General features: G+C 64.5%; 16 protein-coding genes and 2 pseudogenes. 7 read left to right on the forward strand and 11 right to left on the reverse strand.

Annotation, left to right across the window (positions count from 1 at the left end; genetic code table 11):
* Positions 1-401, forward strand: a 401-nt coding sequence (locus tag E1202_RS25310; protein ID WP_165943978.1) for an NAD(P)/FAD-dependent oxidoreductase, incomplete at its 5' end; no start/stop codon positions are given.
* 358 nt (positions 402-759) lie between these two features.
* On the opposite strand, the gene E1202_RS25315 is transcribed toward E1202_RS25310, so the two are convergent.
* Complete coding sequence (locus E1202_RS25315; RefSeq protein ID WP_132685641.1) at positions 760-3,069, reverse strand: NB-ARC domain-containing protein; 2,310 nt, start codon at positions 3,067-3,069, stop codon at positions 760-762.
* A 1,368-nt stretch (positions 3,070-4,437) separates the two neighbouring features.
* Between E1202_RS25315 and E1202_RS33035 the strand changes: the two genes are divergently transcribed.
* From E1202_RS33035 to E1202_RS25340, 3 genes are all read left to right on the forward strand, one after another.
* Positions 4,438-4,707, forward strand: a complete 270-nt coding sequence (locus tag E1202_RS33035) for a ribonuclease domain-containing protein (RefSeq protein WP_408007313.1) — start codon at positions 4,438-4,440, stop codon at positions 4,705-4,707.
* Between the two features lie 11 nt (positions 4,708-4,718).
* Positions 4,719-5,321 (forward strand): barstar family protein, encoded by a 603-nt coding sequence (locus E1202_RS25330; protein WP_132685644.1) that lies wholly within the window; start codon positions 4,719-4,721, stop codon positions 5,319-5,321.
* 517 nt (positions 5,322-5,838) lie between these two features.
* Complete coding sequence (locus E1202_RS25340; RefSeq protein ID WP_132685645.1) at positions 5,839-6,225, forward strand: hypothetical protein; 387 nt, start codon at positions 5,839-5,841, stop codon at positions 6,223-6,225.
* A 209-nt stretch (positions 6,226-6,434) separates the two neighbouring features.
* Here the strand turns inward: E1202_RS25340 and E1202_RS25345 are convergent, their stop codons facing one another.
* The 7 genes and pseudogenes from E1202_RS25345 to E1202_RS25375 all read right to left on the reverse strand — a co-directional run bounded on the left by E1202_RS25345 (position 6,435) and on the right by E1202_RS25375 (position 14,222).
* On the reverse strand, positions 6,435-7,544 hold the full coding sequence (locus E1202_RS25345) for a hypothetical protein (protein WP_132619798.1): 1,110 nt from the start codon (positions 7,542-7,544) through the stop codon (positions 6,435-6,437).
* Positions 7,545-7,644: 100 nt separating this feature from the next.
* The gene (locus E1202_RS32390) at positions 7,645-8,130 is read right to left on the reverse strand and encodes an AAA domain-containing protein (protein WP_235878996.1); all 486 of its coding nucleotides are present in this window, start codon (positions 8,128-8,130) and stop codon (positions 7,645-7,647) included.
* Positions 8,033-10,999: a DNA helicase gene (locus E1202_RS25350; protein ID WP_235878997.1), complete on the reverse strand. Its 2,967-nt coding sequence runs from the start codon at positions 10,997-10,999 to the stop codon at positions 8,033-8,035. Before E1202_RS25350 ends, E1202_RS32390 begins: the two co-directional genes overlap by 98 nt.
* A gap of 653 nt (positions 11,000-11,652) precedes the next feature.
* The gene (locus E1202_RS25355) at positions 11,653-12,642 is read right to left on the reverse strand and encodes a hypothetical protein (protein ID WP_132685646.1); all 990 of its coding nucleotides are present in this window, start codon (positions 12,640-12,642) and stop codon (positions 11,653-11,655) included.
* On the reverse strand, positions 12,639-13,004 hold the full coding sequence (locus tag E1202_RS25360; RefSeq protein WP_132685667.1) for a nucleotide pyrophosphohydrolase: 366 nt from the start codon (positions 13,002-13,004) through the stop codon (positions 12,639-12,641). The genes E1202_RS25355 and E1202_RS25360 overlap by 4 nt, the downstream gene beginning before the upstream one ends.
* 130 nt (positions 13,005-13,134) lie before the next feature.
* A pseudogene (locus E1202_RS25370) lies at positions 13,135-13,943 on the reverse strand (beta family protein).
* 63 nt (positions 13,944-14,006) lie between these two features.
* Positions 14,007-14,222: a hypothetical protein gene (locus tag E1202_RS25375; RefSeq protein ID WP_132685648.1), complete on the reverse strand. Its 216-nt coding sequence runs from the start codon at positions 14,220-14,222 to the stop codon at positions 14,007-14,009.
* 374 nt (positions 14,223-14,596) lie between these two features.
* On the opposite strand from E1202_RS25375, the gene E1202_RS32395 reads away from it, so the two are divergent.
* Together E1202_RS32395 and E1202_RS32400 are read left to right on the forward strand one after the other, a co-directional pair.
* Positions 14,597-15,454, forward strand: a complete 858-nt coding sequence (locus tag E1202_RS32395; protein WP_235878998.1) for a recombinase family protein — start codon at positions 14,597-14,599, stop codon at positions 15,452-15,454.
* Between the two features lie 15 nt (positions 15,455-15,469).
* Positions 15,470-15,928 carry a zinc ribbon domain-containing protein gene (locus tag E1202_RS32400; RefSeq protein WP_235878999.1) on the forward strand — a complete coding sequence of 153 codons (459 nt, stop codon included), beginning with the start codon at positions 15,470-15,472 and terminating at the stop codon, positions 15,926-15,928.
* 435 nt (positions 15,929-16,363) lie between these two features.
* Here E1202_RS32400 and E1202_RS25385 read toward each other — a convergent pair.
* The 3 genes and pseudogenes from E1202_RS25385 to E1202_RS25395 all read right to left on the reverse strand — a co-directional run.
* Positions 16,364-16,734 (reverse strand): annotated as a pseudogene (locus tag E1202_RS25385) (FAD-binding protein); the annotation flags it as partial.
* 170 nt (positions 16,735-16,904) lie between these two features.
* Positions 16,905-20,027 (reverse strand): arabinosyltransferase domain-containing protein, encoded by a 3,123-nt coding sequence (locus E1202_RS25390; RefSeq protein ID WP_235879000.1) that lies wholly within the window; start codon positions 20,025-20,027, stop codon positions 16,905-16,907.
* Between the two features lie 2 nt (positions 20,028-20,029).
* Positions 20,030-21,172 (reverse strand): MFS transporter, encoded by a 1,143-nt coding sequence (locus E1202_RS25395; RefSeq protein ID WP_207918910.1) that lies wholly within the window; start codon positions 21,170-21,172, stop codon positions 20,030-20,032.
* 323 nt (positions 21,173-21,495) lie between these two features.
* On the opposite strand from E1202_RS25395, the gene E1202_RS25400 reads away from it, so the two are divergent.
* Positions 21,496-22,053 (forward strand): TetR/AcrR family transcriptional regulator, encoded by a 558-nt coding sequence (locus E1202_RS25400; protein WP_132685650.1) that lies wholly within the window; start codon positions 21,496-21,498, stop codon positions 22,051-22,053.
* The last annotated feature ends 348 nt before the right edge of the window (positions 22,054-22,401 follow it).

Here is a 22,401-nt window from a genome sequence, read left to right on the forward strand (position 1 = left end):
AGAAGATCAAGTGGCTGACCAACAAGGCCGTCGAGGAAGTCCAGGGCGAGGGCAAGGTCGCCGGGCTGAAGCTGCGCGACACCGTCACCGGTGAGACCTCCGAGCTGGCCGTGAGCGGCATGTTCGTAGCCATCGGCCACGACCCGCGCAGCCAGCTGGTGCGCGGCCAGGTCGGTCTCGACGACGAGGGCTACGTGCAGGTGCAGCAGCCCAGCACGCACACCGGCGTGCCCGGCGTGTTCGCCTGCGGCGACCTGGTGGACCACACCTACCGGCAGGCCATCACCGCCGCCGGGTCCGGTTGCTCCGCCGCGACCGACGCCGAGCGCTGGCTCGCCGAGAACGAGATCCCGCAGGCCGAGATCGCCTCCGAGCTGGTCGGCGGCGGCTACGGGGCCTGAGCCGACACCCACGTTCGCTGAAACATCCCTGTGCCCTGACCCGCACGCACCGTCTCGTGCGGGTCAGGGCACAGGGATGTTTCAGCGAACGTGGCTGGAGAGCGAAAAACCGTGGCAAACGGTCGAAAGAACGATCACCACGGTCCATGGGGTAAAAGAGTCTCCGAGCGAGTTGCGCAGTAACCACACGGCTCCAGCTTCCCGAAACAGGCTGAAGCAGGGGGCTATTGCTGTCCCAGCGCGCACCGTCCCAAGACACCTTGGTGGGGCAGATAACCTTCGGCCGTGACCTGGTATGTCGTCCTGGTCGGGCGTTGGATGTCCCGCTCGAGTCACGGACGGCCGTGTGCGGGTTTCATCAGGAGCTGCTGGTTGGGACACGTGTGCCTGTCCTGTGGGCGCGCTTCTCGGGCGGCGGCTGTCGGCGTTTGGATGTGCGGTGGTTGCGAGGATGTCGCGGCGCCGTGCTGTTACGCCGGAGGCGGCGCGTCGTGCCGGTGGTACGGGGCGCCGCACGAACGCGCAGAGTGGGCGGAGTCGAACGCGCCCGCACATGCCGCGTTGATGGACGAGGCGACATTTCGGACAGTGCAGCGGCCTGTGCCAGCGAACGTTCTCTCTCCGCGCCTTGCGGAACATATTGTTGCCAGTAGTGCGCGAAATTATTCGCCTCGAAAGTCTTCCTCAAATAGTTCGGGCTGGGTTCCGTATAAGTCGTTGAGGATTGCGACATATGATACCTAGCATTGGCGGAATTGCCCAATTCTTTCGAGATCTCCGCGAGACTTTTCCCTATCTCCATCTTCTCAAATTTGTAATCCTGGCCATGGCTCAAGCCAGTGCATAAGCCGAAAGCCAGGCTAAAAAGATATCCAGCTTCGTGGAGCAGGCCCATCTTCCGAAAGAATCGTGCCGCACCATCCGCATGCAATGGGATAGCCGTCAGCTGGACCGCCGGGTCGGTCTCCTCGTCTCGGTATGCCACTCGAAGCAGCTCCATGCATGAATGTGCATAGGCACTGACGTCAGGGCTGTTGCTAACGGCTAGGCGGCTTATGTCACGGACGACTGGGTGCAACGCGAATCCGCGAATTGGCTTGGACAAAAAAGACCGTTCCATTGGTTCAATGAGTCCAACCTTTCGCAGGGATTCTAGTGTTGCAAGAAATTGTTTGGCGGTTAGTCCATCGATGAGCCGCCCTGCAATAATCCTAACGCGCAGCAACTCATAGGGTATTACTGCGTACTCAAGGCATGAGAAAAGCTGCAGCAACGTTCTAGCCTCGGGGAAGCCTTGCCGTTCCAATAAATCTAACGAAAGCCCCCATGTCTTACTCAGTAATTGCCTGTCCGGCAAACCATGATTTGGAATCCCCTCGTCTGTGAGGTCAACTAGTCGTCCATTCAATTCGGGAGTATAGCTCGCAAAATCTCTTGGCATGTCTAGTTCCGCAACCGGCGGTGCAGTTGCGGAAAATGCTAGATAGGATCCTGCTAAGTGTAACGCCAGGGGAAGTCCGCCGAGTCGTTCGGCGAGTTCTCCAGCTTCCTGTTCCGAGCCTGCCATTGGTGCGCGATCAAGTAACATGCGCGCACCGTCCTGTGGACTTAATGCACTTACCGGGTGCATAGCTGCGTGCGGTCCCCAGAGCTGTGGGCTGGAATCGCGACTCGTTGCCAGTACACTTCCATAGTCGGATTTTGGTGTGCGGAGCCATCCTGTTGAGTCGCCGACCTGAGCTTGAGGTGCTTCCAGTGCCCTCGGGTCATCGGCGTTGTCGAACACCAGCAACCAGGGGTGTTTAAGCTTGTTGAGCTGGTTCCAGAGCACTTCTGGTGCGGTCCGACCTCCCTTCCAAGCAAGCTGCACATCATGTCTCTTTGCGCCTGCTTGTAGAGCAACTTCACGCAATGCATCTGATAACGTCGTTTCGGACGACGCATCGACCCACCATACTAGTGTGTCGGCCTCAACCGCCTGTGCTACTCGAAGTGCTGCCGTCGTTTTTCCGAAGCCTCCGGCGCCGTGGAGAACGAGCAATCGAACTTGAGGGCTACGTATCGCCTCAATGACGTTCCGTACGAGTTGGGGCCTTCCATGAACGCCGTGTTTCAGTCGCGAGAACGGGGGAGCTACAGGCGTCAAGCCAGGACCTCGATCTCTACCTCCGTTTATATTTACGTCACCAGTAATCGATCCGGCTTGTACGACCGGACCAGGGTTCGGTCCGTGATTCTCGTTGTGGGTCATTGAATTTTCCAAGAAAAAGATTTTCGGTGTGTGTTCGGAAGCGCCCGAATCGTACATGCGCAGGCATCGTCGACGGCTTGACTCCAGTTGGCGCCTCCATCGCTCAGATTGCATATCATAGCGGAATCCTTCTGGCGTGGTGCCGGGATTAGTCAACTCGAGCGCTCCGGTTCGGATATTGGCGCCGGAAGCTGGCGTAGCGGCGACTCGAAGTACAGGTTGCGGTCTTGACGCGGTGATTGTCGGGGAGTACAAGCGAGCCCGCCGCGGGAACCAATTCCGTGAGATCATGGCGGCTCGGCTCTGGCCAGCGGGCCATACAGCTGCGGTTACTGGAAGTGGGCTGCCCAGGGTCTTGCTTGAGACCGTGATCACCGCCTGTCGCCATGAGCCGACGGACATCCGTGATCGCAGCATCGACCTCTTCGAGCGCCTGCGCGTGTAACCGGGTTCGGCGTGCTCTGTGCCGGCATGTCGGCCCGTGGTACTGGGCAGGGCGGCCCCGGGGTGAGGAAGGCGGAAGTGGTTCGCCGCAGCCCAGACAGGTGGACGCCCGCATTCTCGTCATCTCCGTAGGTAATTCCCGCAGCTAGAGCCGCTTGAGGTCTTTCAACACGGCTCGTAGGACGCCGAGCGGAGGTCTCGTCGTTTCCGAGGTTTCGTCGCGAAGTGGTGCGTCGATGCGGAGCAAGCGTTGAGTCGGCAGGTCCGGATTGAGGTCGCCGGCCCAGGCGGTTCGGTAACCGTGCTCGGCGCACCACTTCTCGACGATCACAGCGAAGGGTGGCTTCGGGGCTGCTCGACTGCGGCTTCGGCGCTGAGGCCTGCTCGCGGATCAACCCGGCGAGATGGTCGAGCGTGGAGGCGAGCGCGTCGCGTTCCCGCTGGTTGCAAGTCCTCTGTGGCACGTAATGGGCGGCGTCGTCGAGCAACCACTGGGCTTTCCGGAGCATGATATGGAAGAGGAGCTTTTCGGCCGGGCCGACGTCGACAACACCGTGGAGGGCGTTTGCGCAGCGGCCCCGCTGCATCCAGGACGCATGTCTGAGCCGATGCGCTGGCTCTTGGCGGACCCGTCTCGGGTACGCATGGAGTGCACGGGATTCGCCTGATCTCGTAAGTGGAAACTACGAGTTCGTGTCCCCTGGTCATCGAGGACGACGAGTTCTGGACCCTCTATGGAGGAGAGATTGAGACGAACTGGGAAGCGTCAGAGTTGCGTTTGTACTCGAGCCTTGATCAGCAACTTGTCAACGATCTGGTACCTGATGAATCATGGAGTAAATGAAAGCATCTTCGGGTTCTCGCAGGGCGTTCGTCGACTTAGCGAAAGCAATGACGTGTGGACGAGGCTGAACGTCCTTCAGGTCGACACTACAGGATGATTCGAGGCTAAGTGACGCTCTGCGTGGCCATCGGCCAGGCGCTGGAAATGCGCGTGAGCACGTCAGCGAGGATCGCCACGATGGCGATTTCGGTGTGCAGCCCGTCGAGTATTCGGAGCATTGCGGCGACACGTGGTGGGCTTACCTGGCTGTGGCTTGAGTTAGGGGCCGGAAGATCAACCACTGGGCCAAGCGAGTGAACATCGTGCAAGTCGGGCACCAAAGATCGACACCCTGTTAACTTCTGGATATGCGCTCAATACCAACGAGATTAGCTCGGATGCTGTCGGTTGCGGTCTTCGCGTTCGCCCTTCTTCTGCCCGGGTGGACAGCTGCTGCGGCGGACCCTGGCGAGTCCAATGACGTGCATGTAATGGTCCCGCCGGGAGATGCCTACAATATGCTTGAGTACCTGAAGGGGCACAACTGGACACCGCCTCCTGGGATCAAGGGGGGAGCTGTTTACCAGAATTCGGACGGCAGGCTTCCCGACTGTGCTGGAGCTGGCGGCCTTTGGCGAGAATACGACATCTACCCTCCAGGGCCTGCCGGGCGAGGTCCGGAGCGTATTCTTAGTTGCCACGGTGGAACCTTGGTCGTTAGGGACTGGTATACTCCTGACCACTACGTGACATTCGATCCATTTATCTGGGGATATAACCGACCTTAAAGGAAAATCGCTTGGCATTTTCATGGGATAAGATGCGTTCCCCCGAGCATTCCGTCCAGGGGAACGCCTCTCCTGATTCCTGGGCGCGGGTCATGCGTTGCTCCAAGGTCGCCCTCAGCGCTGCAGCCGATTCGCTCCGGTCCGACTACGTTGAGGGTGGCGGCCACGTTGTGGTGGTCAACGGGGCGACTTGTCGGACTGCGGAGCAACTTTTTTCTGTCTTTGCGGCGACACTTTCGTTTCCAGATTACTTTGGTCACAATTGGGACGCGTTTGATGAGTGCCTTTCAGATCTGCTGATAACCGATGATGGTGGACTCGGGGCGGAATTCGGGGATCGTGACGGTGTGCCAGCGCGGCATCTTGTAATCATCATTGCTGATGCCGACCGATTGCTTGATATGGATCAACATAGCGGTGTGCAACGATGCCAGTTTGTGAAAAGTTTGAGATTTGCTGCATCAGGCAGAGGTGGCGATGACCTTCAAAGGGGGGTATCGCTTGCGAGTATGACGGTGGTTTTTCACAGCCTCCCCGAGGCTGCTGGTGTACTGGCTGACTGGTTGAATGATGCAAGTGTGTCTCATTTGTCGCTTCTTGAGTTCGGCGACTAGTGCAAGGATAGGTTATTTCCTAGCTAAACTGAGGGCTCGATAGTCTCTAATGTCTGACAATTATTTCGGGATAGATGGCCAGCGCACGGTGATGACCACCGCGTCTGTGATGGCTTCCCAGGAGTGGTCGATGCCGGGGCCCCAGACCGCGTAGTCGCTTGCTTGGCGAGGTCGACTGTGCCCTCCGTAAGGTACAAGCGGAAATGGCCCTCGACCAGTAGCAGCATCGTGGTGCGTTGGTCGTCGGTGGTCCATTCGGCGTTTATCGCCGGCGGGGTGTACGCCCCATTTGACTTCGAGGTCCTTGGTGGAGAGGATGACGCCTTCGGTGGGGTCGATGAAGTGGCCGAGTACCCAGGCGGGTTTCGCTGCCGTCTTCTGCAGCGTTTCCATGGTGCCAGTTGCGGCAGCTGTTCGCCCCGGAGAACGTCGACAGAACGGTCAAAGCTCTGGTCGGGTCGGGTCGCAGACTGATTCTTCTCGGACCACGAATTCACGCGAAGGCGCGAAGCAGCGATTGGCCGATGCGCGGACTCAGGTGAGGCGGCTCCAGGAAGCCATCGAGGCCGGTGCCGATCCTGCGGCGCTGGTCGAGGCGATCAACGAGGCGCAAGCGACTCGCGCCGCTGCGCAGGCTGAACTGGACAGCAGTCCGGACCCAGCAGCCATCGGCGAGGCCGAGGTCTACGCGATGGTGGATTCGTTCGGGGACGTCGGCTCAGTGCTCAAGGAGGCCAAGCCGGAGAGCCTCGGTCGGCTCTACGAGAACTTGAGCATCGGCCTCAAATACGAACCACACGCAAGGACCGTAGAAGCTACGATCGCGCCGCGTGTGGTTAGCGTGCGTGTCCGAGGGGCGACTTGCGCACTAACCACACGGCTTCAGCTTCCCGAAACAGCCTGAAGCAGAGGGCTTTTTGCTGTCCCGGGTGTCCCAGCTCTAGTCCATCTGGGACACCCGGACGGGACAGGTCGTCGGGTCTTCTGAACTGCAGGAACAGGGGTTGGGTGCGTGGTGGGACGGGTGTTGCTGGGTGTCCCGATGTGTCCCTGAACCGGCTGCACGATCTCAATCGGTGCACTGGTGCCGGCGGCCATGCCGTGGCCGCGCGTCTACAGCCGAAGAAGATCCCAGCCGGTTGCTCCGTACGGGTCGTGGACGACGACAATGCGGCCGCCGATAGCGACGGTGGGGCGGGTGGCCAACCATCCGTCGCTGTAACGTTCGTAGCGGGTTTGCATTTCGGGCATGATGTCTGCGGTCTCCGAGGGCCTGAGCTGCTCGTTGAGCACTCCCAGGAATAGCCTTCCCGGTCCGCGGCGAAACAGGTCAGTGGGCACCCAGCCTCCCCGTAGGTCCCGCCCCGCAAACCCGACCGAGTCTTCCTCTTCGGCTGAGTGGAAGAGCTCGGATTCAAGCCGGTGTAGCTCCTGAGCCGCCATGGTGAAGGTGCCCTCCGGTCCGCTGTTACGATGACGGACTTCGTTCGACTCCTCCGGCCACCACGGTGTGAGGAACGATGACAGGCTGTTCACGTTGGGATTCGTTGTTCCCGACCACGTCTCGGATGTGAACGGCGTGAAGGCGCGCCCTCCCGGATCACGTGGCACGAAGAGATCGACAACGGTTTCATTGTCGGTGAAATATGCCCAGGTCATCAACAGCGGGGTGCCGGTGCTTGCGCTCCAGGGCAGCAAGCTTTCGAGTCGTTGGTACTGCTTCGAGGTGACCAAGCGATGCGGGTTGTTCGATCGGCCCCGTGCTTCGCCCGCGAGCATGCGTTTCAAGCCGAAGTCGAACAGCAGGTCTGGCCGCGATCCGTTCCCGCTCCTGTACTGCTTTGCCAGCGCTCCATTGATCACGTCGACGTTGTGGACGGGGCCGTGTCCCGTACTCCAATTCCAGCATGCTTGGACTACTGCGGTGAGCACGCCAAGCCCGCCGGACTCGCTGACGAAACGTTGGATGTGGTGTGCGCTCGAACTGAACTCGGTCCTGCGGAGTCTGATCGCGTTGGCCTCGTCCGCAAGGAACGAGGTCAACAGTTGAAGCTCGCTTCGCCTTGTCCGGTAGTCGAGTTTGGCGCTCTTCAGCGGGGTGGCCAGGGCGTTTGTCTTGATCACTGAGGCGAGGTTCACCGGGATCAGGAAATCTTTGCCGACCTGTGTAGGAGTCCCCTTCAACTTCGGGGACCGACTGCCGGTCGCCTCGTACTCGAACACACGTAACCTGGCTGATCCCATGCTCGCCTTGATCTCCCTCGTGCTGGTGTCAGATGTTTCGATCAGGCGGCCGCGGCGACGCCACCTGTGCGCGAGCGCCTCACCGCCACTCGTGAGCGGGGAGCGATGCCGCGAGCCGATCGAAGAAGCGGAGATCCTCCCAGAGCTGTCGATTGCCGACGACGTAAAACCGTCGTTTGGCCCTGGAGACCGCTACGTTGAGCAGGTTCGGGCGTTCGGCCGCCCACTGCCGCGCGCCGGAACTCTTCGGGGCGCTCCCCAGCACGAGGACGATGACGTCGGATTCCTTGCCCTGCACGGTGTGCACGGTCCCCACGTTGCGCTTCGCGAACTCAGAGCCGACGTGCGCGCTGAGCCGGCTCTTGGCTCCTCTGACGACGTCGCGGAACGGGCTGATCACCCGGACGTCATCCAGGTTGACTTCCTGCGCCACCAGTTGCTCGAAGAGAGCGGTAAGCGCGTTTCCCTCATCGCCAACCCAATGGCCGGTGGAGATCTGACTTCGGACATCGATCCAGCGGTTCTCGTCCGGGAACTGGCCAGTGTGCTGGGTTCCGTAGACCATGAGCGTTCCACCGTAGGCGATGTCGTTTGACACTTCGAACATCGGCCGGTCGCAACGTCGGTGGACGCGCAGCGGAGCGCCTACCCAGACCTGCTCGTCGCTGTCCTGGAGCTGCAGCGCGGTCCCGTGACGGGTGAGCCTGTCGGCCACGCCCTGAGCCGAGGTCGTCTCCGGAGTCCATTGCTCGTCGACCTGGTGATGACGGCGCAGCGCGTGTTGTGCTGAGGTCGGCAGTGTCACGATCGGCTCCAGCTGCTGCGGATCTCCCACCACGACCGCCCGTTGGCAGCGCCACAGACCGCCGACCACCTGCTGGGGGTGGCCTGGCCTGCTTCGTCGACGAGGAGCCAGCCAGGCTCTCGCGGCCGAGGCCGGTGAACAAGCGAGGCAGTGAGGCGAACGTCGTCGAGATCATCGGCACGACCAGGAACAAGGACTGCCAGGCGGCCAACCTCGCGGCTGAGGAGGGCTTGGCGTTGCCCTGCAGGATCTCGGTCATGACGCTCAGGTTGCTGCGGATCCGGTTGCTGGAGTGCAAGATGAAGGCGCGGTGCAATCGCAACGCCTTCAGGAACAGCCGGTTTCGGGCCGTGACGTACTCCTCGTCGGACCACGGCGCGCACTTCTGGAACTCGTCGTCGTCAGAGAAATTATCGGGGATCGGCACACGACCCGGCCATCGGTCACGCGCCTGAGTCACCTGGCCCTGAGCCAGGTCGAGCTCGTACGAGACCGCGGCGCGTGCGTCCTCCGCCTTCTGCAGCTCGGTCAGTTTCGCGCTCAGCCGCTGCTGGAGTTCTTCCTGCGTCCCTTCGGTGTCGCGGAGCTTCTTCTTGGCTGCATCCCGCGCCTCCTCGAGACGCTCGTGCTTGGCCTGCCACTCACGCGGTGCCCGGAACCACGTGGCCAACGCGACCCACAATCCCGGCCGGTGGCGGAGGTGGCTCTCGTAGTCGTCGTCGGCGTCGCGGAACACCCGGTCGGCACGCCTCACCTCGGCGTCGCTGGTGGCCAAGTCCTTTCTCACGAGGGCGCACAACGCGTCGGCGTCGGCGAACGCCCTCTTGGCCTCATCCCAGCGCCGACGGCACTTGCTTTCCGCGGTGATCGCGTCAGCGGCGTGCTGCCGCGTCTCGGCGAGGCGCTCCACTTCCTCGCGGGCACGGCGAAACTCGGCGACTGCGGTGTCCCAGTCATCGACCGCGTCGGGATCGTGGGCGGCTTCCTTGAGCAGCTGATACATGCCCACGGCGCCCGATGGGTCGGCGTCCTGGGAATCCTCGTTCTGCGAGGTCCTGTAGTTGCCCCACCAGAAGCGCTTGGCGAAGGTGTTGCGGTACTTGAGATTGCCGAGCGTTGCCGCGACCAACCCCCACGCCTCGGCGTCGAGGACGTGCGAGGCCAGGTCGGTGAAGTAGTCGGCGTCGAGAGCTTCGTCGGTGTATCCGCGCACGGCGTCGATCCCGGGCACCTCAGCGGTCACGTTCCTCGCCGCGTCGTTGGTGGCAGTGGCGAGGACGATCTCGAAGCCGCTCAACGCGCAGGACACGCCGTGGACCGGCGTGGGGATCTTCTTCGGCCCGACCGGAACGAGTTCGAGCCGCTCGGTGAAACCCTCCGACGGGGACGCGAGTTCGGCGAGCCGGTCCGCCCGCTCGAGGACGATCGCGGAGAGCACGTCGCGCAGCAACGTGGTCTTGCCCGTGCCCGGCGGACCGTTCACCGAGAACAGCCCTGCGTCGTCCTTGAGCTCGCGGACGACGCGGTTGACGGCGAACTGCTGACTGAGCACGAGCGGCTTGCCTGGGTCGCCGGGCCACCGCGCGGCCGGGACGTGCTGAGGTTCGACACCGGCGATCACCGCGTCCGGGTGCGCCCGGACGTCGACCCGGCGCGCGGTGTCGAGCGCGCTCTCGTCGGTCAGGTAGTTCCGCAAAGCGGCGCCCACGTCGTCCCTGGCCACCGCGTCCGCGACGTGGCTGAGGTCGTTGGCGATGTGGCTGTTGAGGAAGTTCTGATCGGCGGAGTCGTCGCGGATCGGTATTGCACGGCACCGGACGCGCACCCCGGTGGCGTTGAGAGAGTCGCGCACGCCTAGCGCCGCGGCCATCTCGGCGACGAAATCGTGCAGTGCCGAGGCGGTGACGACAAGGCGAGGTGCGCTCGGTTGCGCGGTGGTGGTCTCGGAAGCAGTATCGTCGTTTTCAGCGTCGCTCGGGCCGAGCACGCTCTCGGTGAAGGCCCCCGCAGCGGCACCGGCGACACCGCCGAGAACCGGGCCCACCGCGGTCTCCGTCGCTGTTTTGACAGCCGTGCCGGCAGCTTCGGCTCCGGCGCTCCACGCATCGATGCCCGCGGACTTCAAGCGGTCGCCGAAGGCGCGCACGACTCGATCGAACGGGCCGGAAGTCCTCGTGCCGTTCTGTTCCTCGTCGGTGGAGGAGCGACGTTCCGGCGGCACCAGCTTGTCCATCGCCTCGGCGAATGCCCGCTCCTCCTCGTCGAACCCGTCGAGGGTGTTGGGATCCAGCCTGGAGGAGGTCAGCTTCCCCAGTGTCCAAGCGCAGGCCGACAGGGTCGCGCCGTTCTCGATCAGGCACCCATCGGCGTCGATCGTGAGCGCGAACAGGGCGGTGCGCCCGTCGCTCGGTCGTTCCTCCCTCGTGTCCTGCCCGAACGCCTCCACCAGCGCCTCGGCAACGGCCGATCGGGAGTACAGGCCGCCGTAGACGGTGAACTGCCACGTGTACCGAGGCGGGATCGGTTCGTCGAGGAGCGGGTGCCCCGACTCCCAAGGGGCGAGTTCCCCCGCGTCCAGGTCGAAGATCTGCTCGTGGGCACCGCGGCGGTAGGGTTTCTTCTTCGGCACGTCTTGCGGACTGAGCATCTCGACGCTTCGCCAGAACCGGACGATGTTCGCAGACCGGTTGTCACTCACAGAATTCCCCCAGTGCCGTCGCGCAGTGTGTTCATGTGATTACCGCTCGGAGCAAGGGGCACTGTAGAACATGATCGGCTTCCCGTGGGCTGCAAGCGCGAGATCTCGTCGTCCGCCGTCACCACACGGGGCGTGGGAGGTCCTCCGGTAGAAAACCTGCCCGGAGAATTGCGCTTCGCTGATGGTGCTGGCCGGCGAGTCCGGGCCTGATGGGCAACGAGCGGGAACGCTACGGGTGCTGTGCTCTCAGCGCCGAAGGCCGCGCTGCTGTCGCTGGCCCGCACCCTCGCTGCCGATCTCGGCCCCGATGGGGTCTGACTCGCGAGGGCGCGAGCCAACCGGGATTCGTGGCGACGGAAACTGGAGGGTGTCGTGCGGCGTGATCGGGACACCGACGCCGAGCTGACTTCTGCCGGTTGGCTGGTGGTCAGAGTGTGGGGGCACGAGGAACCGGTGGCTGCGGCGGGACCGGATCACCGAGCTTGCTCGCGACCGACGCTGAAGATGATGGTCGGCGAATCCTGATCGGGTTGGTTTCCATCCGCGTCGCTCTGCTGGTGTGCGTTGAGGGAGACTCGTTCCTACTAGGCGCCGTCGTGGGGTTTGATGAAGGTGTGCCGGCGGTGCCAGTCGAAGTAGGGCTCGCGCTGCGGGGTCCACCAGGTGGTGGTGCGGCCGTCGAGCCGGTCCTTGACGAACTGCTCGACGGCCGGGGTGGCGTTGACGGTGTCGCTGATGATGATCGTGCCGTCGTTGTCGACTGCGATGAAGCCGTGTTCGAAGAGGCTGTCGCAGCCGAGGACGCAGGCGAGCATGCCGACGTTGTCGAAGTCCTTGCGCTCGTCCTCGCTGCACATGGCGCGTTTCTTGATGTGGGCTCCGACGAGGAACGCGGGCGGTAGGTGGTTGCCGCAGAGCGCGCAGCTGCCGTCGGACAGTTCGACGAGACGTTGCTTGAACGCGGTGTGTTCGCGGCGCCAGCTGCTCGTTCGGGTTCCGTCGGTCGGGCCGTCGGGGGCGGTGTTCGACCGCGTGGTCTCGTCGCTCTGGGCGGCGGGGGTGGTCAGCGCGTCGAGGTTGACCAGTTCGGCGAGCCTGTCGGCTTTGTCGCCGTCGTAGACGGTGAAGCCTTGGACGAAGGCGTTGTCGTTCCAGTCCAGCGCGCTGCGGACCTCTTCGATGGGGACGGAGATGTGGCGGAGGTTGGTGAGGGCGAACATGAGTTCCCAGGTCAGTTCATCCTGGTTCCGGCCCCATAGGCGGTCGGCCAGGGCGGCGTTGCGGAAGGTGAGGACGATGTGGCCCGCGAGGTAGAGGTGCTTCTTGCCGTAGAAGAAGACGGCGTCGCCCGGCTCGAGACGTTGCCACTTGGAGACGTTCGCGTCGCCGCGGCCTGGTGTCGCTCCCCAGAACTGGGCAGTGTGCAGGGGGAACTGGGATTCCAGGGTGGTGAGAACGCGCGGTGAGACGACGTCGACGTGTTGGGAGAAGTGAACCCTGTTGTCGATGGTGTCGCGGTAGTGCTGGGCGACGTCGCGATCGTTTTGCGCTGCCGGCTGGAGCGCGATTCTCACGGGTCCTCCTGTCCGAGCTGGTCGTACTTGCGCGCGGTGCCCTTGGCCAGCTCCACCGGGTACTTGGCTGCGTTCAAGGTCATCTTCTCATCGAGTGCGGCCATGAGGTCGATTTCGAGCACATCGGCCAACCGGAGCAGGTAGGCCAGCACGTCGGCCAGCTCGTGGCGCACGTTCTCGCCGGTGGACGGATCGTGCGTTACCTGGGCTGACTGCTCGGGGGTGAGCCATTGGAAGAGCTCGAGAAGCTCACCTGCCTCGCTAGACAGGGCCATGGCGAGGTTCTTGGGCGTGTGGAACTGATGCCAGTCGCGTTCGTCAGCGAAGTCCCGCAGGCGTCGCTGGAAGTCCTCGAGTGTCATGCCGATCAACCTTACGAGGATCTTCATGGTCCTGGGTGTAGCAGCGTCCGCGCGGCGGTGGTGAAGCACCCCGTGACAAGGCGGTGGTCGTTGTCCGCGTGATCTCGACCGTGCGTTGCACGGCCGCGGCTCAGGAGGTCGGTGAGTCCAGGCGCTTTGCGAGATGCGCCAGGTGGTGCGATGTGGCGATCGAAATCCACTTCGTCGACTTCCCCAGTCGCATCGCTGGCTTTGACTTGCAGGAATGCAGAATTCGGTCGCCCCAGGAGAACTTGGGGCCGACGAACTCAGGACGGCGGACGAGCTCGTCGGCTACCTCGAGGAAGTAGCGTTCGGACGATCCGGGTGGTGGTGGTCCTTTGCGCCCCGGGATCTGACGAGCGATCGAGAGCGTTGAACCCGGAACCGTGTAGTGGATGTAGGGGTTCGTCCGAAGATCGGGCCCTTGGGTGTTGGCGGGATCGGGTGGACGACGCCGTAGTCGCCGTAGCCAAGTTCGTGGTCGCAGGTCTGTCGGAGCGCTTTCCACAGCTGCACTTCAGCTCGCGGGCGGATGTGGGTCTCGTAATTCGTTCGCTTCGGCGGTGTTGATCCTGATAGCAGGCTGACCGCGGTGAATCCGGCGGTGAGGACTTTGTTGATGTTCAGGGCGAGTGCGTTGACGCGGTGTTGCTCGACTGCTTCGACGTAGCCCTCGTCGAAGACAATGCGAAAGGCCTCGGGCTCCCGGTGGAGAGCAGTGGCGATGCGCTCGATCTCCTGCGGAAGAGCCGGGGCTATCGAGGAGGGGCCTTGAGCGCGGATGACCACAGGTCGGTCTTGGTGTTCGAGCAGCATGTGAATGGCGTGGAGGTGCTGCTGGTCAGCCCGAGATGAGATAACAGGGATCAGGCATGGCTTGTTAAAGTCGCCGAGCGTGTCCGTGATCGTGTGCTCGATGTCTTGGTCGAAGTGCTCGAGCGCTGCCTGTGGTGAGGTGCCGAAGGCGCTGTCGGCTGTGAGTCAGGTCGTGTCCACCCAGAGGGGGTTGCCCGTTAGGGCCGCTTCCACGCCGGCTCCGACGAGCTTCTGGGAGATTGATCCGCCAGGTGCCGTGCTGTTGAGCAGTTCAACCATGACTGAAACAGGGCTGTCCGTTCCTCGTGTGTGTTTGAGGGCGTCGAGTTCGCCTTCCTTGCTCTTGATCGCGAGAAGGGGCATGCCTCCAGCCACCGACATGCGCGGCACCTCCCAACGATTCCGGGGCTTTTCGGCCCGGCCGACATGATATCGACTTCGTGGCGCGTCGCTGGAACGTGAAACGGCGTCCATGATCGTCGCAGGTGACGGCCTCGTGGGCCAACGGCCGAACGAGTGGACGGCGGCGGGCCGGAATCCTGGACCGAGCGCGAGCCACGTACGCGCCACGGAAGGCGAGCGCGAAGGTTGATCCCGCGGGTAGTACGGCCATCTGGGTGTATGTGGGCGGATCCGCGTCAGGTGGTCGGGCCATGCGCGTTCCGCTATCGACCGGAGGCGATGTGGAGGCGCGTGACGTGGCGGGTGCGGCTGAGATCGGACTGGGCGCGGAGTCTGGTTCTTCTGGAGTTGAGGTGCGGTTTGCGTTGTACGGGCGGATGTCGACCAAGGAAATTCAGGATCGAGAGACGTCCTTGCAGTGGCAGAGGGAGGTGGCCGAGGAGACGATCGCGGGGCGTGGGGCGATCACGGGGGAGTTCTTCGATGAGGGGTGTTCGCGTCGGTTGTCGTGGTGGCAGCGGCCGGCTGCTGCGGCGTTGCTGGCTTCGATCACCAGCGGTGCACGGGAGTTCGACGCGGTGGTGGTCGGGGAGTACGAGCGGGCGTTTTGCGGTGAGCAGTTCCGGTCGGTGATGGCCTTTCTCCGGGACCGGGGAGTGGAGTTGTGGTTACCCGAGGTGGGTGGGCCGGTTGAGGCGGAGGATCCGACCCACCAGGCGTTGATGATGTTGCTGGGGGCGCAGTCGCGGCGTGAGGTGGTGCGTGCTCGGCATCGGGTGTTGGCGGCGATGCGGGTCCAGGCGGGGGAGCAGGGCCGGTTCCTGGGTGGGCGTCCGCCGTACGGGTTTCGGCTGGTCGAGGCCGGGCCGCATCCGAACCGTGCGCATGCGCGGTGGGGTCGTCGTCGGCGTCGTCTGGATCCGGATCCGGACACGGCGCCGTGGGTGAGGTGGATTTTCGAGCAGCGGGCGAGCGGGCGGAGCGTGGCGGGATTGGCGCGGGAGCTCAACGAACGTGGGGTGCGGTGTCCGTCGGGTGCTGATCGGGTTCGGAATCCGCACCGGCCCGGCCGGGAGTGGATGGTGCGGACGGTGACCGGGATTCTGGAGAACCCGCGGTACACGGGGCGGGAGGTGTGGAACCGCCACAGCACCGAGGGCCGTGGTGGCGACCATGCTCGCCGGGCCGGGGGAGCGGCCCGGCGGACGTAGGCGAAGGACTGGGTGTTGTCGGACCGCCAGGTTCATCCTGCCTTGGTCTCGGACGAGCTGTTCTTGGCGGTGCAGGGCATGCGAACGGCACGGAGAACGCAGGGCGGGGATACCCGACGCTATGCGTTGGCGGGTTTGCTGGTGTGTGACGTGTGCGGGCGTCGGTTGGATTCGCATTGGGTCAACGGTCGCGCTGGATACCGCTGCAGGCACGGTTACACCAGCGCCCGTGGCCGACCGCAGCATGCGGCCAAGAATGTCTACGTCCGGGAGGACAAGCTGCTCGTCGAACTCCGCGAGCGGCTGCTCGCGAGACCTGGATGCGAGCCGACGGAGATGGCAGATCTCCTCCGGCGACGGGGGCAGGTGATCGTGTGCACGGGAAGCAGCTGGACGCTCGAAGACGCCGCGGGTTTGCCTGGCAGGATCACACCCGGCTTCGGCGGCATGCAGCTGCTACTGCCCGTGGAATGATCCTGGTGCGGAGAAGCAAGAAACCGTGGCAAGCGCTCGACCGAACGTTCACCACGGTCCATGGGGTAAATGCGTGTCCGAGCACTATTCACCCGCATTCGGCTTCCCGAGACCGATTGAAGCAGGGTGCTTTCTGCTGTCCCATGTGTCCCGGTGCGAGCCCAATTGGGACACCTGCTGGGACAGGTCGGGGCGCATTGTGAGCTGTGAAAACGTGGAGTGGCGGTAGGTGGGGACGCGTTGTGTGGGGTGTCCCGGCGTGTCCCGAGTCGGCCCCTGCACGGGGATTCGACGGTTGTTGGCCTGACGGGTAGGTGTCCCCGACGTGTCGGTTCCCTATGGCCGTTGAGATCGTTGATGGCTTCAGTTGTGGATGAATTCAAGAGGGCACAGGCGCCTCAGGGGTCAGCTCTTGCGTATGGTGATCTCGTCGGTGAGCTGCGGCGAGACCGTCTTACCGGTCTGGCGGACCTGGAACTGGTGCGGGTACCCGAGTCCACCGCGGCACGCGAGGCACCCACACGGCGCCGAGCGTGTCGGGCCAGCTTCTCGACGACCTCGAACTGCTCAGCCGAACCGTCATTGCGACCACCGGAGACGACGATGCTGGCCTCGGCGGACTCGGCCGCGTAGACCTTCGCCGCACCGTAGGAACCCAGCGCCTCGGACAGCTTGCCCGCCGTGCCCGGCTCGCCGACGACGACCGCCGACGGCTCACCGATGCGACGAGCCGCGGTCAGCAGCTCGTACGTGACCTTCTTGACCTCCCCGTCCACGTGATCGACGAGGACCAGAACCTTAGCCATGAAATAATGCCTCCTCGAAAACCGTGAACGACTACGGCGATCGACCGGATGGCCAAAGGCGGGCTAGTAGCTGATCGCCGAGCACGACATCGATTAGGTACTCATCCGGCTCGAGTCGATTTACCGCCACGCATCGCGCGCGACGACCCCGCCGACTGCCCGAGTGAGCATCACTCACCGGCTGGGTCCGGGTGGAGGTCTGTCCGGTCGTAGGAGTTGGCGACGTCTCCGGGGAGCTGGACGGGTTTGGGCAGCGGGCCCGGGCGCCACCAGCCCCAGCGAACCTGGCCACGCACGTGCATCGCGGCGGCCGCTGGTAGGGCGTGTGGCTCGTAGGGGTGTACGGCGTACAGCGATCCCCAGTCGCGGTTGATGTCGTTGATTAGGTAGGTCGGCAGTTCGACCATGCTCGTGGCCACGTTGAGGTAGCCGAAGGGCCCTCCGCTGTCCGGTGAGGACCAGCCTTGGCCGATGTCTCGGACCTCGCCGCCGCCTGAAACGCGGAAGCGCGGTAGTTCGGCGATGCCGTGATGGATGCTGGTGATTTGCAGGCAGGGGTGGGCCAGTGCGGCGGTCCATTCCACGAACGTTGGTGCTTCGCCGACGAAATCGGTCATGCTGGTCAGGTGCGGAGCGCGTGGTGCGCTGACTGCCAGCCAGCCGTCCTTGCCGAGCGTGCGGTCGTGTGCCGTGATTCGCGCCTTGGTCGCGCCGCGCGCTGCGCCGTCGACGCCGATCCGGTGATCGCGCCAGCTCGGGTCGGGTCCCTGCGCCACGCGGGCCCGGTGTACGACCTCGAATCCCTGCGGGGTGTCCCGGCCGAACTCAACCACCAACGAGTTGGGTGCGGTGGTGGTGCCGGCCGCGCTGACCACGAGAGGAGTCTCGCCCGCAGCGGCCGATCGCGGGAGGTCGTACCAGGAAGTTCGGAGCTCGGCGACGCCGGCCGGCGCGCCATGGCTGCCCCACACCGGTGCGCGGTCGGAACCGAACCGGTGTGGCGGTGTCCAGTTCGCCGTACCGGAGGCGTTGGTGGTCGAGGGCAATCCGTCCCGGCGGAATCCCGAGTTCAGCTCCCCGGTGACATCGGTCGGCTGGTGTGCGGAGATCGTGAGAACTGAGGCGAGTGGATCGCGTTCGACGTCGATGTAGTCGGAGAGTCCGCAGCTGAGGCCGAAGAGCTGCCGCACGTTGTCGGTGGCCATGTTGTAGGTGTGCCACCGTTCGGGGATGACCTTTGCCAGCGAGGCGAGCTCGGCGAGCATCAGCAGTGCGCACACCAGCGACAGCGGCGCGGTCCCGAGGCGCAGCGCCCGCGACCGGTCGGACTCGGCGGGCTTGGGTGTGCGGTCGGGGTCGAAACGCAGGTGTTCGATCAGTGCGACCACGGCCGCCCCTGCCGCGATCAGTAGTGCGACGCTGCTGGCGGCGTAGCCGTTGATCGAGGGGGGTTTGTCGAACCACGGCACGCCCCACCCGGAGACGTACCACCAGGAGTTGTTGCCGGTGAAGCAGAAGGCGAGCACGACCATCAGGCCCGCGAAGAACCCGGCGCGGTTGCGCCGCGATCGAAGGACCGTCCCACCGGTGGCCAGCGCGGCCAGGGCCGCGACGGCGCCACCGACGGCGGCGAGCACGCCGAAGTGGTGGGTGTGCTTGGTCGGGGTGAGCGCGAGCGCCACGAAGTACAGTCCCGTGACGGCGAGCAGCCGCCGGCTCGGCCCGAGCGCTGCGCCGCGAATCCGTCCCCTCCGCAGGAGCACGACCGCACACGTGGCCGCGCACAGCATGAGTAGCAGCACCGCGAATCGGCGCGTGAGGGAGCCGTCGGCGGTCTGGCCGAACAGCAACGTGTAGCGGCTCAGCTCCTGGTACCAGCTCTGCGACGGGCCGATGTCAGTGCGCACCGCGGTGGCATCAGCGACCGAACCCAAAGTCTGGTCGCCGAAGGCCGCCGCAAGTACCACCAGTCCGGGCGCCGCGATGGTGGCCAGCACCGCTGGCCACCCGAACTGCTCGGCCCGTGGGCCCACCAGTTGCAGCAGCGGTTTCGCACCGGCCAGGAACGGAAGAGCCGCCACCGTCCCGTGCGGGTTGACCGCCACCGAGAACGCAGCCACGATCAACCCGAAGGCCAGCGGGGTGAGGCGGCGGGTTGCAATGGCGCTCTCGGCCGCACATAGGGCCAGCAACGCCAGTACCACCACGATGGACTCCGGGCGCAGCCCGTTGTCGTAGGGCAACCAACAGGCGAGGAACACCGCCGCGGCAGCCCACCCGGCTGCGCCGCTGCGCCGCACCTGGCCTCCGAGGCGTGGGAGCACGCCCCGGCTGATGAGCGCCCAACTGGCCACGCCCATCGCCAGAGCCGGCACCCGCACCCACGGCGTGGCTGTCGAGATCGATACCCACCACGCCTGAAGCTCCACGAACCAGCCCAACGGGGCGACGGTGCCGGAGAACCACCGGTAGAAGTCATTGACGTAGCCGAGGTCGTCCCGGGTGCGGGCCATGGTCAGGAAGTAGCCGTCGTCGGCGGTCATCGCACCGATCAGCCACCACGCCACCAGGGCCGCGGTGACGACCACGTCCCGAGCGGTAGGTCGCCACCGCGCGCGGGTCAGTGCCCGGGGACGGTGGGCCGAGGTAACGTCGATGCGGCGGAGGGCGATCAGGGACCCGGCGCAGCCCAGCAACGCCAGTGCGATGACACCGACCTTGAGCCCGGTAGGGCTGGTGTCGTAGCGGTTGTCGACCTCGGCGGTGAACGCGACTCCCCGCACATCGTCGACTGCGGAGTCCAGCTGTGAGTAGATGCCGGTCATCTGCGGGCGGGAGTCGCCCGTGACATCAGCGATCCGCTCGTTGCCGACGACGGCGCTGGTCCCGTTGCCGTCTGAGCGCACGGCGATCGTGCAGTCCCCCGGGGGCAGGTTGCCCGCACCGAGCTGCTGACCGCGCACGATCAGGCGCAGCTGCCCATCGTGCACGTCCAGTCGGAGGCCGGTCAGATCGCCGTAGGGCGATTCCGGAGGGTTGGTGCTCAGCAGCGCGTCCGGGCCTGCGCTGCGGGCGTCGAGTCCGCGCGCGGTCGCGCACGGAACACGGAGGTCGAGGCTCAGCGGAGAATAGGCGACCAGAGGAGCCGATACCGCACGAGTCCCCTGCGCGGTCGGCCATTCCAGCGTCGTGCTCTGGTGCTCGACCGGCATGAAGGGGACGGCCAGCGCGGCCACCGAGCCCAGGAGCCCGAACAGGATCGCCCACCCGCGGGCGCTTCTGAACAACCGCACGGTCAGTTGCCCGGACGAGGCCGCACGGCCGAGGCGGTGGCGGCAGCGCAGCAGGCGAGCGCAACCACGACAATCATCGCCCGCTGCAGGCCGAAGTGCTCCCCGAGAAAGCCCAGCAACGGCGGCCCCACCAAGAAAGCGATGTAACCCGCGGTCGCCACAGCGCTGACGCGCATGGCGGCGTCACCGCCACCGTCACCGGCCGCGGAGATCGCCAGCGGGAAGCCGAGGGAACCGCCCAGTCCCCACAGCACCACGCCGGCTACCGCGATGGCGGGTTGGGAAGTCGAGATCACCAGCACGATGCCCAGCGCGGTGCACAGCGCGCTGGTGCGCACCACGGGGGTGCGCCCGAATCGGGAAACGAACTTGCCGCCCAGGAAGCGTCCTGCGGTCATGGACGCGGCGAAGACGGTGAAGATCAGCGACCCGGCGGTGGGCGAGTAACCGTGTGCGTCGACGACCAGCAGCGCGAGCCAATCGTTGGCCGCGCCTTCGGCGAGCGCCATACCCAGCACGACACACCCGATGAGAACGACCCGACGCTCCGACCACACCACGAACTGCTGACGCGTCGCGTCCCCGAAACCACGCCTCGGCCCCCTGTGTTCGACACCGAAACCACCGGGGATCGACGGCAAGACCAGCACCGTCGCGATAACCGCGGCCACGGTGACCCCCAGCAGGTGCCACATGACTCCAACCCCGATGTGGGTTAACCCCAGCCCGAGAAGCGATCCGACGACCGTTCCGGCGCTGAAGGTCCCGTGCAGCAACGGCAGTAGCGGTCGGTTTTCGGCGCGCTCGACGTCGGCCCCATCCACGTTGATCGCGATCTCCGAACACCCCATGCCGAGGCCGAACAGCATGAGACCGGCGAACGCCGACCACGTCGAACCGATCGTGGTCGCCACTCCGAGGACGGAGATCCCGGCGATGACGAGCGCGGTGCTCATGGCTATCACGCTCTTGGTGCCAAACCGGCGCACGAGCAGCCCCGACGCGAGGATCCCGGTCATCGAGCCGATGGAGAGCCCGAACAACACCAACCCCATGCGTCCGGTGGATGCGGACAGCGCGTCGCGAATTGCGGGTGTGCGCACGACCCAGGACGCCATCGAGGCTCCGAGAAGGAAGAAGATCACTTGCAGGGCTCGTCGACGCCCATTGGTGGCGCGTCGGTCGAGGAACGGAGAGGTGGTGTGCGTGGTTCCGGAGTGTGCAGGCATGGCTTCCGTCGTAGCTAAGCAGTCGATTGGAGCGATGTGTACGACCGTACATTAGATGCGTACGATCGTACGCATTAGGAAGCTCTGGGAGATCAGGCCGGGTTGGCACTGCTGTGCCCGGCAGGGCAAGAGGTGCTGCCAGGTAGGGTGTGTGGGCTTAATCAGGGCTCGTCAGCCAGGTTGCGTTTCGCGCTGGCCTAACGCGGCGTGACGGGACGCCGCGATGGAGGTGTGGGGACATGTCGGGGAGCCGTCGCTTCGACCCCGAGCGGCGGACGCGAATCATCGATGCGGCGCTGGCGTTGATCGCCGAGGAAGGCGTGTCCGGAACCTCGCACCGCAAGGTCGCCATGCGCGCTGACGTCCCGCTGGGATCGATGACCTACCACTTCGCCAGCATGGACGAGTTGCTGCGAGAGGCGTTCAGTCGCTTCACGTACGCGGTCATCGCCAAGTTCGAACGACGACTCGCTGCGGCGCGTGACCTGGAGGAAGCTCGCGAGGCGGTGGCCGACATCGTTCACGAAGACTTGTTCGCCACCCATCACGACCTGGTACTCACCCACGAGCTGTACGCCCTCGCGGCTCGCGAACCGGCCTACCGAGAACTGATCACCGAGTGGATGCAGCGCAGCCAAGGGGCCCTGGCGCGCCACTTCGCCCCAGAAACGGCCCGTGAGCTCGATGCGCTCATCGAAGGGCTGACGATCCACCGTGCCCTCGGAACCGGTGCGCATGACCGCCAACTGACCCTCGACGCCATCCAGCGCCTCACTTCCTTCCCCGAGAGGACGTAGCGTCCTGGCATTCTCCTGCTCCCATCGTGCGCGACAGCAACTCGTTTCGTTCGTCCACAAGCGAGAGGTCGGTATCCTGGATCGGTGAGGCTGGGAATTTCCGGATAGTTGTCCTCTCTGGACAAAGAGGTGCCGGGTAGGTGAGTGCCCTCGCGGTGTTCTCGCGAAGCAGGAGCTCATCCCCCCGGATCGCGTCCGCGATGGGTGGCCTCGAGGTAGCTGAACCCCGACTCCCGCAGCCGGATTGCGGTTGATCCAGCACGTGATCTTGGCACCGTCGCGAGCGCCGAGATGTCCGAGCGCTCGGACCGCAGGTTGTCGCCGTCAAATTTGCATCCCGCGGGTGGC

This window comes from Saccharopolyspora karakumensis (assembly GCF_004349225.1).
Lineage (GTDB): Bacteria > Actinomycetota > Actinomycetes > Mycobacteriales > Pseudonocardiaceae > Saccharopolyspora > Saccharopolyspora endophytica.

Bases quoted from the DNA above. Each gene is read 5' to 3' on its own strand.
- E1202_RS32390 (WP_235878996.1), bottom strand. From the start codon at position 8,130: ATGGTCTACGGAACCCAGCACACTGGCCAGTTCCCGGACGAGAACCGC.
- E1202_RS25375 (WP_132685648.1), bottom strand. From the start codon at position 14,222: ATGTCGGTGGCTGGAGGCATGCCCCTTCTCGCGATCAAGAGCAAGGAA.
- E1202_RS25360 (WP_132685667.1), bottom strand. From the start codon at position 13,004: ATGACACTCGAGGACTTCCAGCGACGCCTGCGGGACTTCGCTGACGAA.
- E1202_RS25400 (WP_132685650.1), top strand. From the start codon at position 21,496: ATGTCGGGGAGCCGTCGCTTCGACCCCGAGCGGCGGACGCGAATCATC.
- E1202_RS25315 (WP_132685641.1), bottom strand. From the start codon at position 3,069: ATGCTGCGATCACGGATGTCCGTCGGCTCATGGCGACAGGCGGTGATC.
- E1202_RS33035 (WP_408007313.1), top strand. From the start codon at position 4,438: ATGCTTGAGTACCTGAAGGGGCACAACTGGACACCGCCTCCTGGGATC.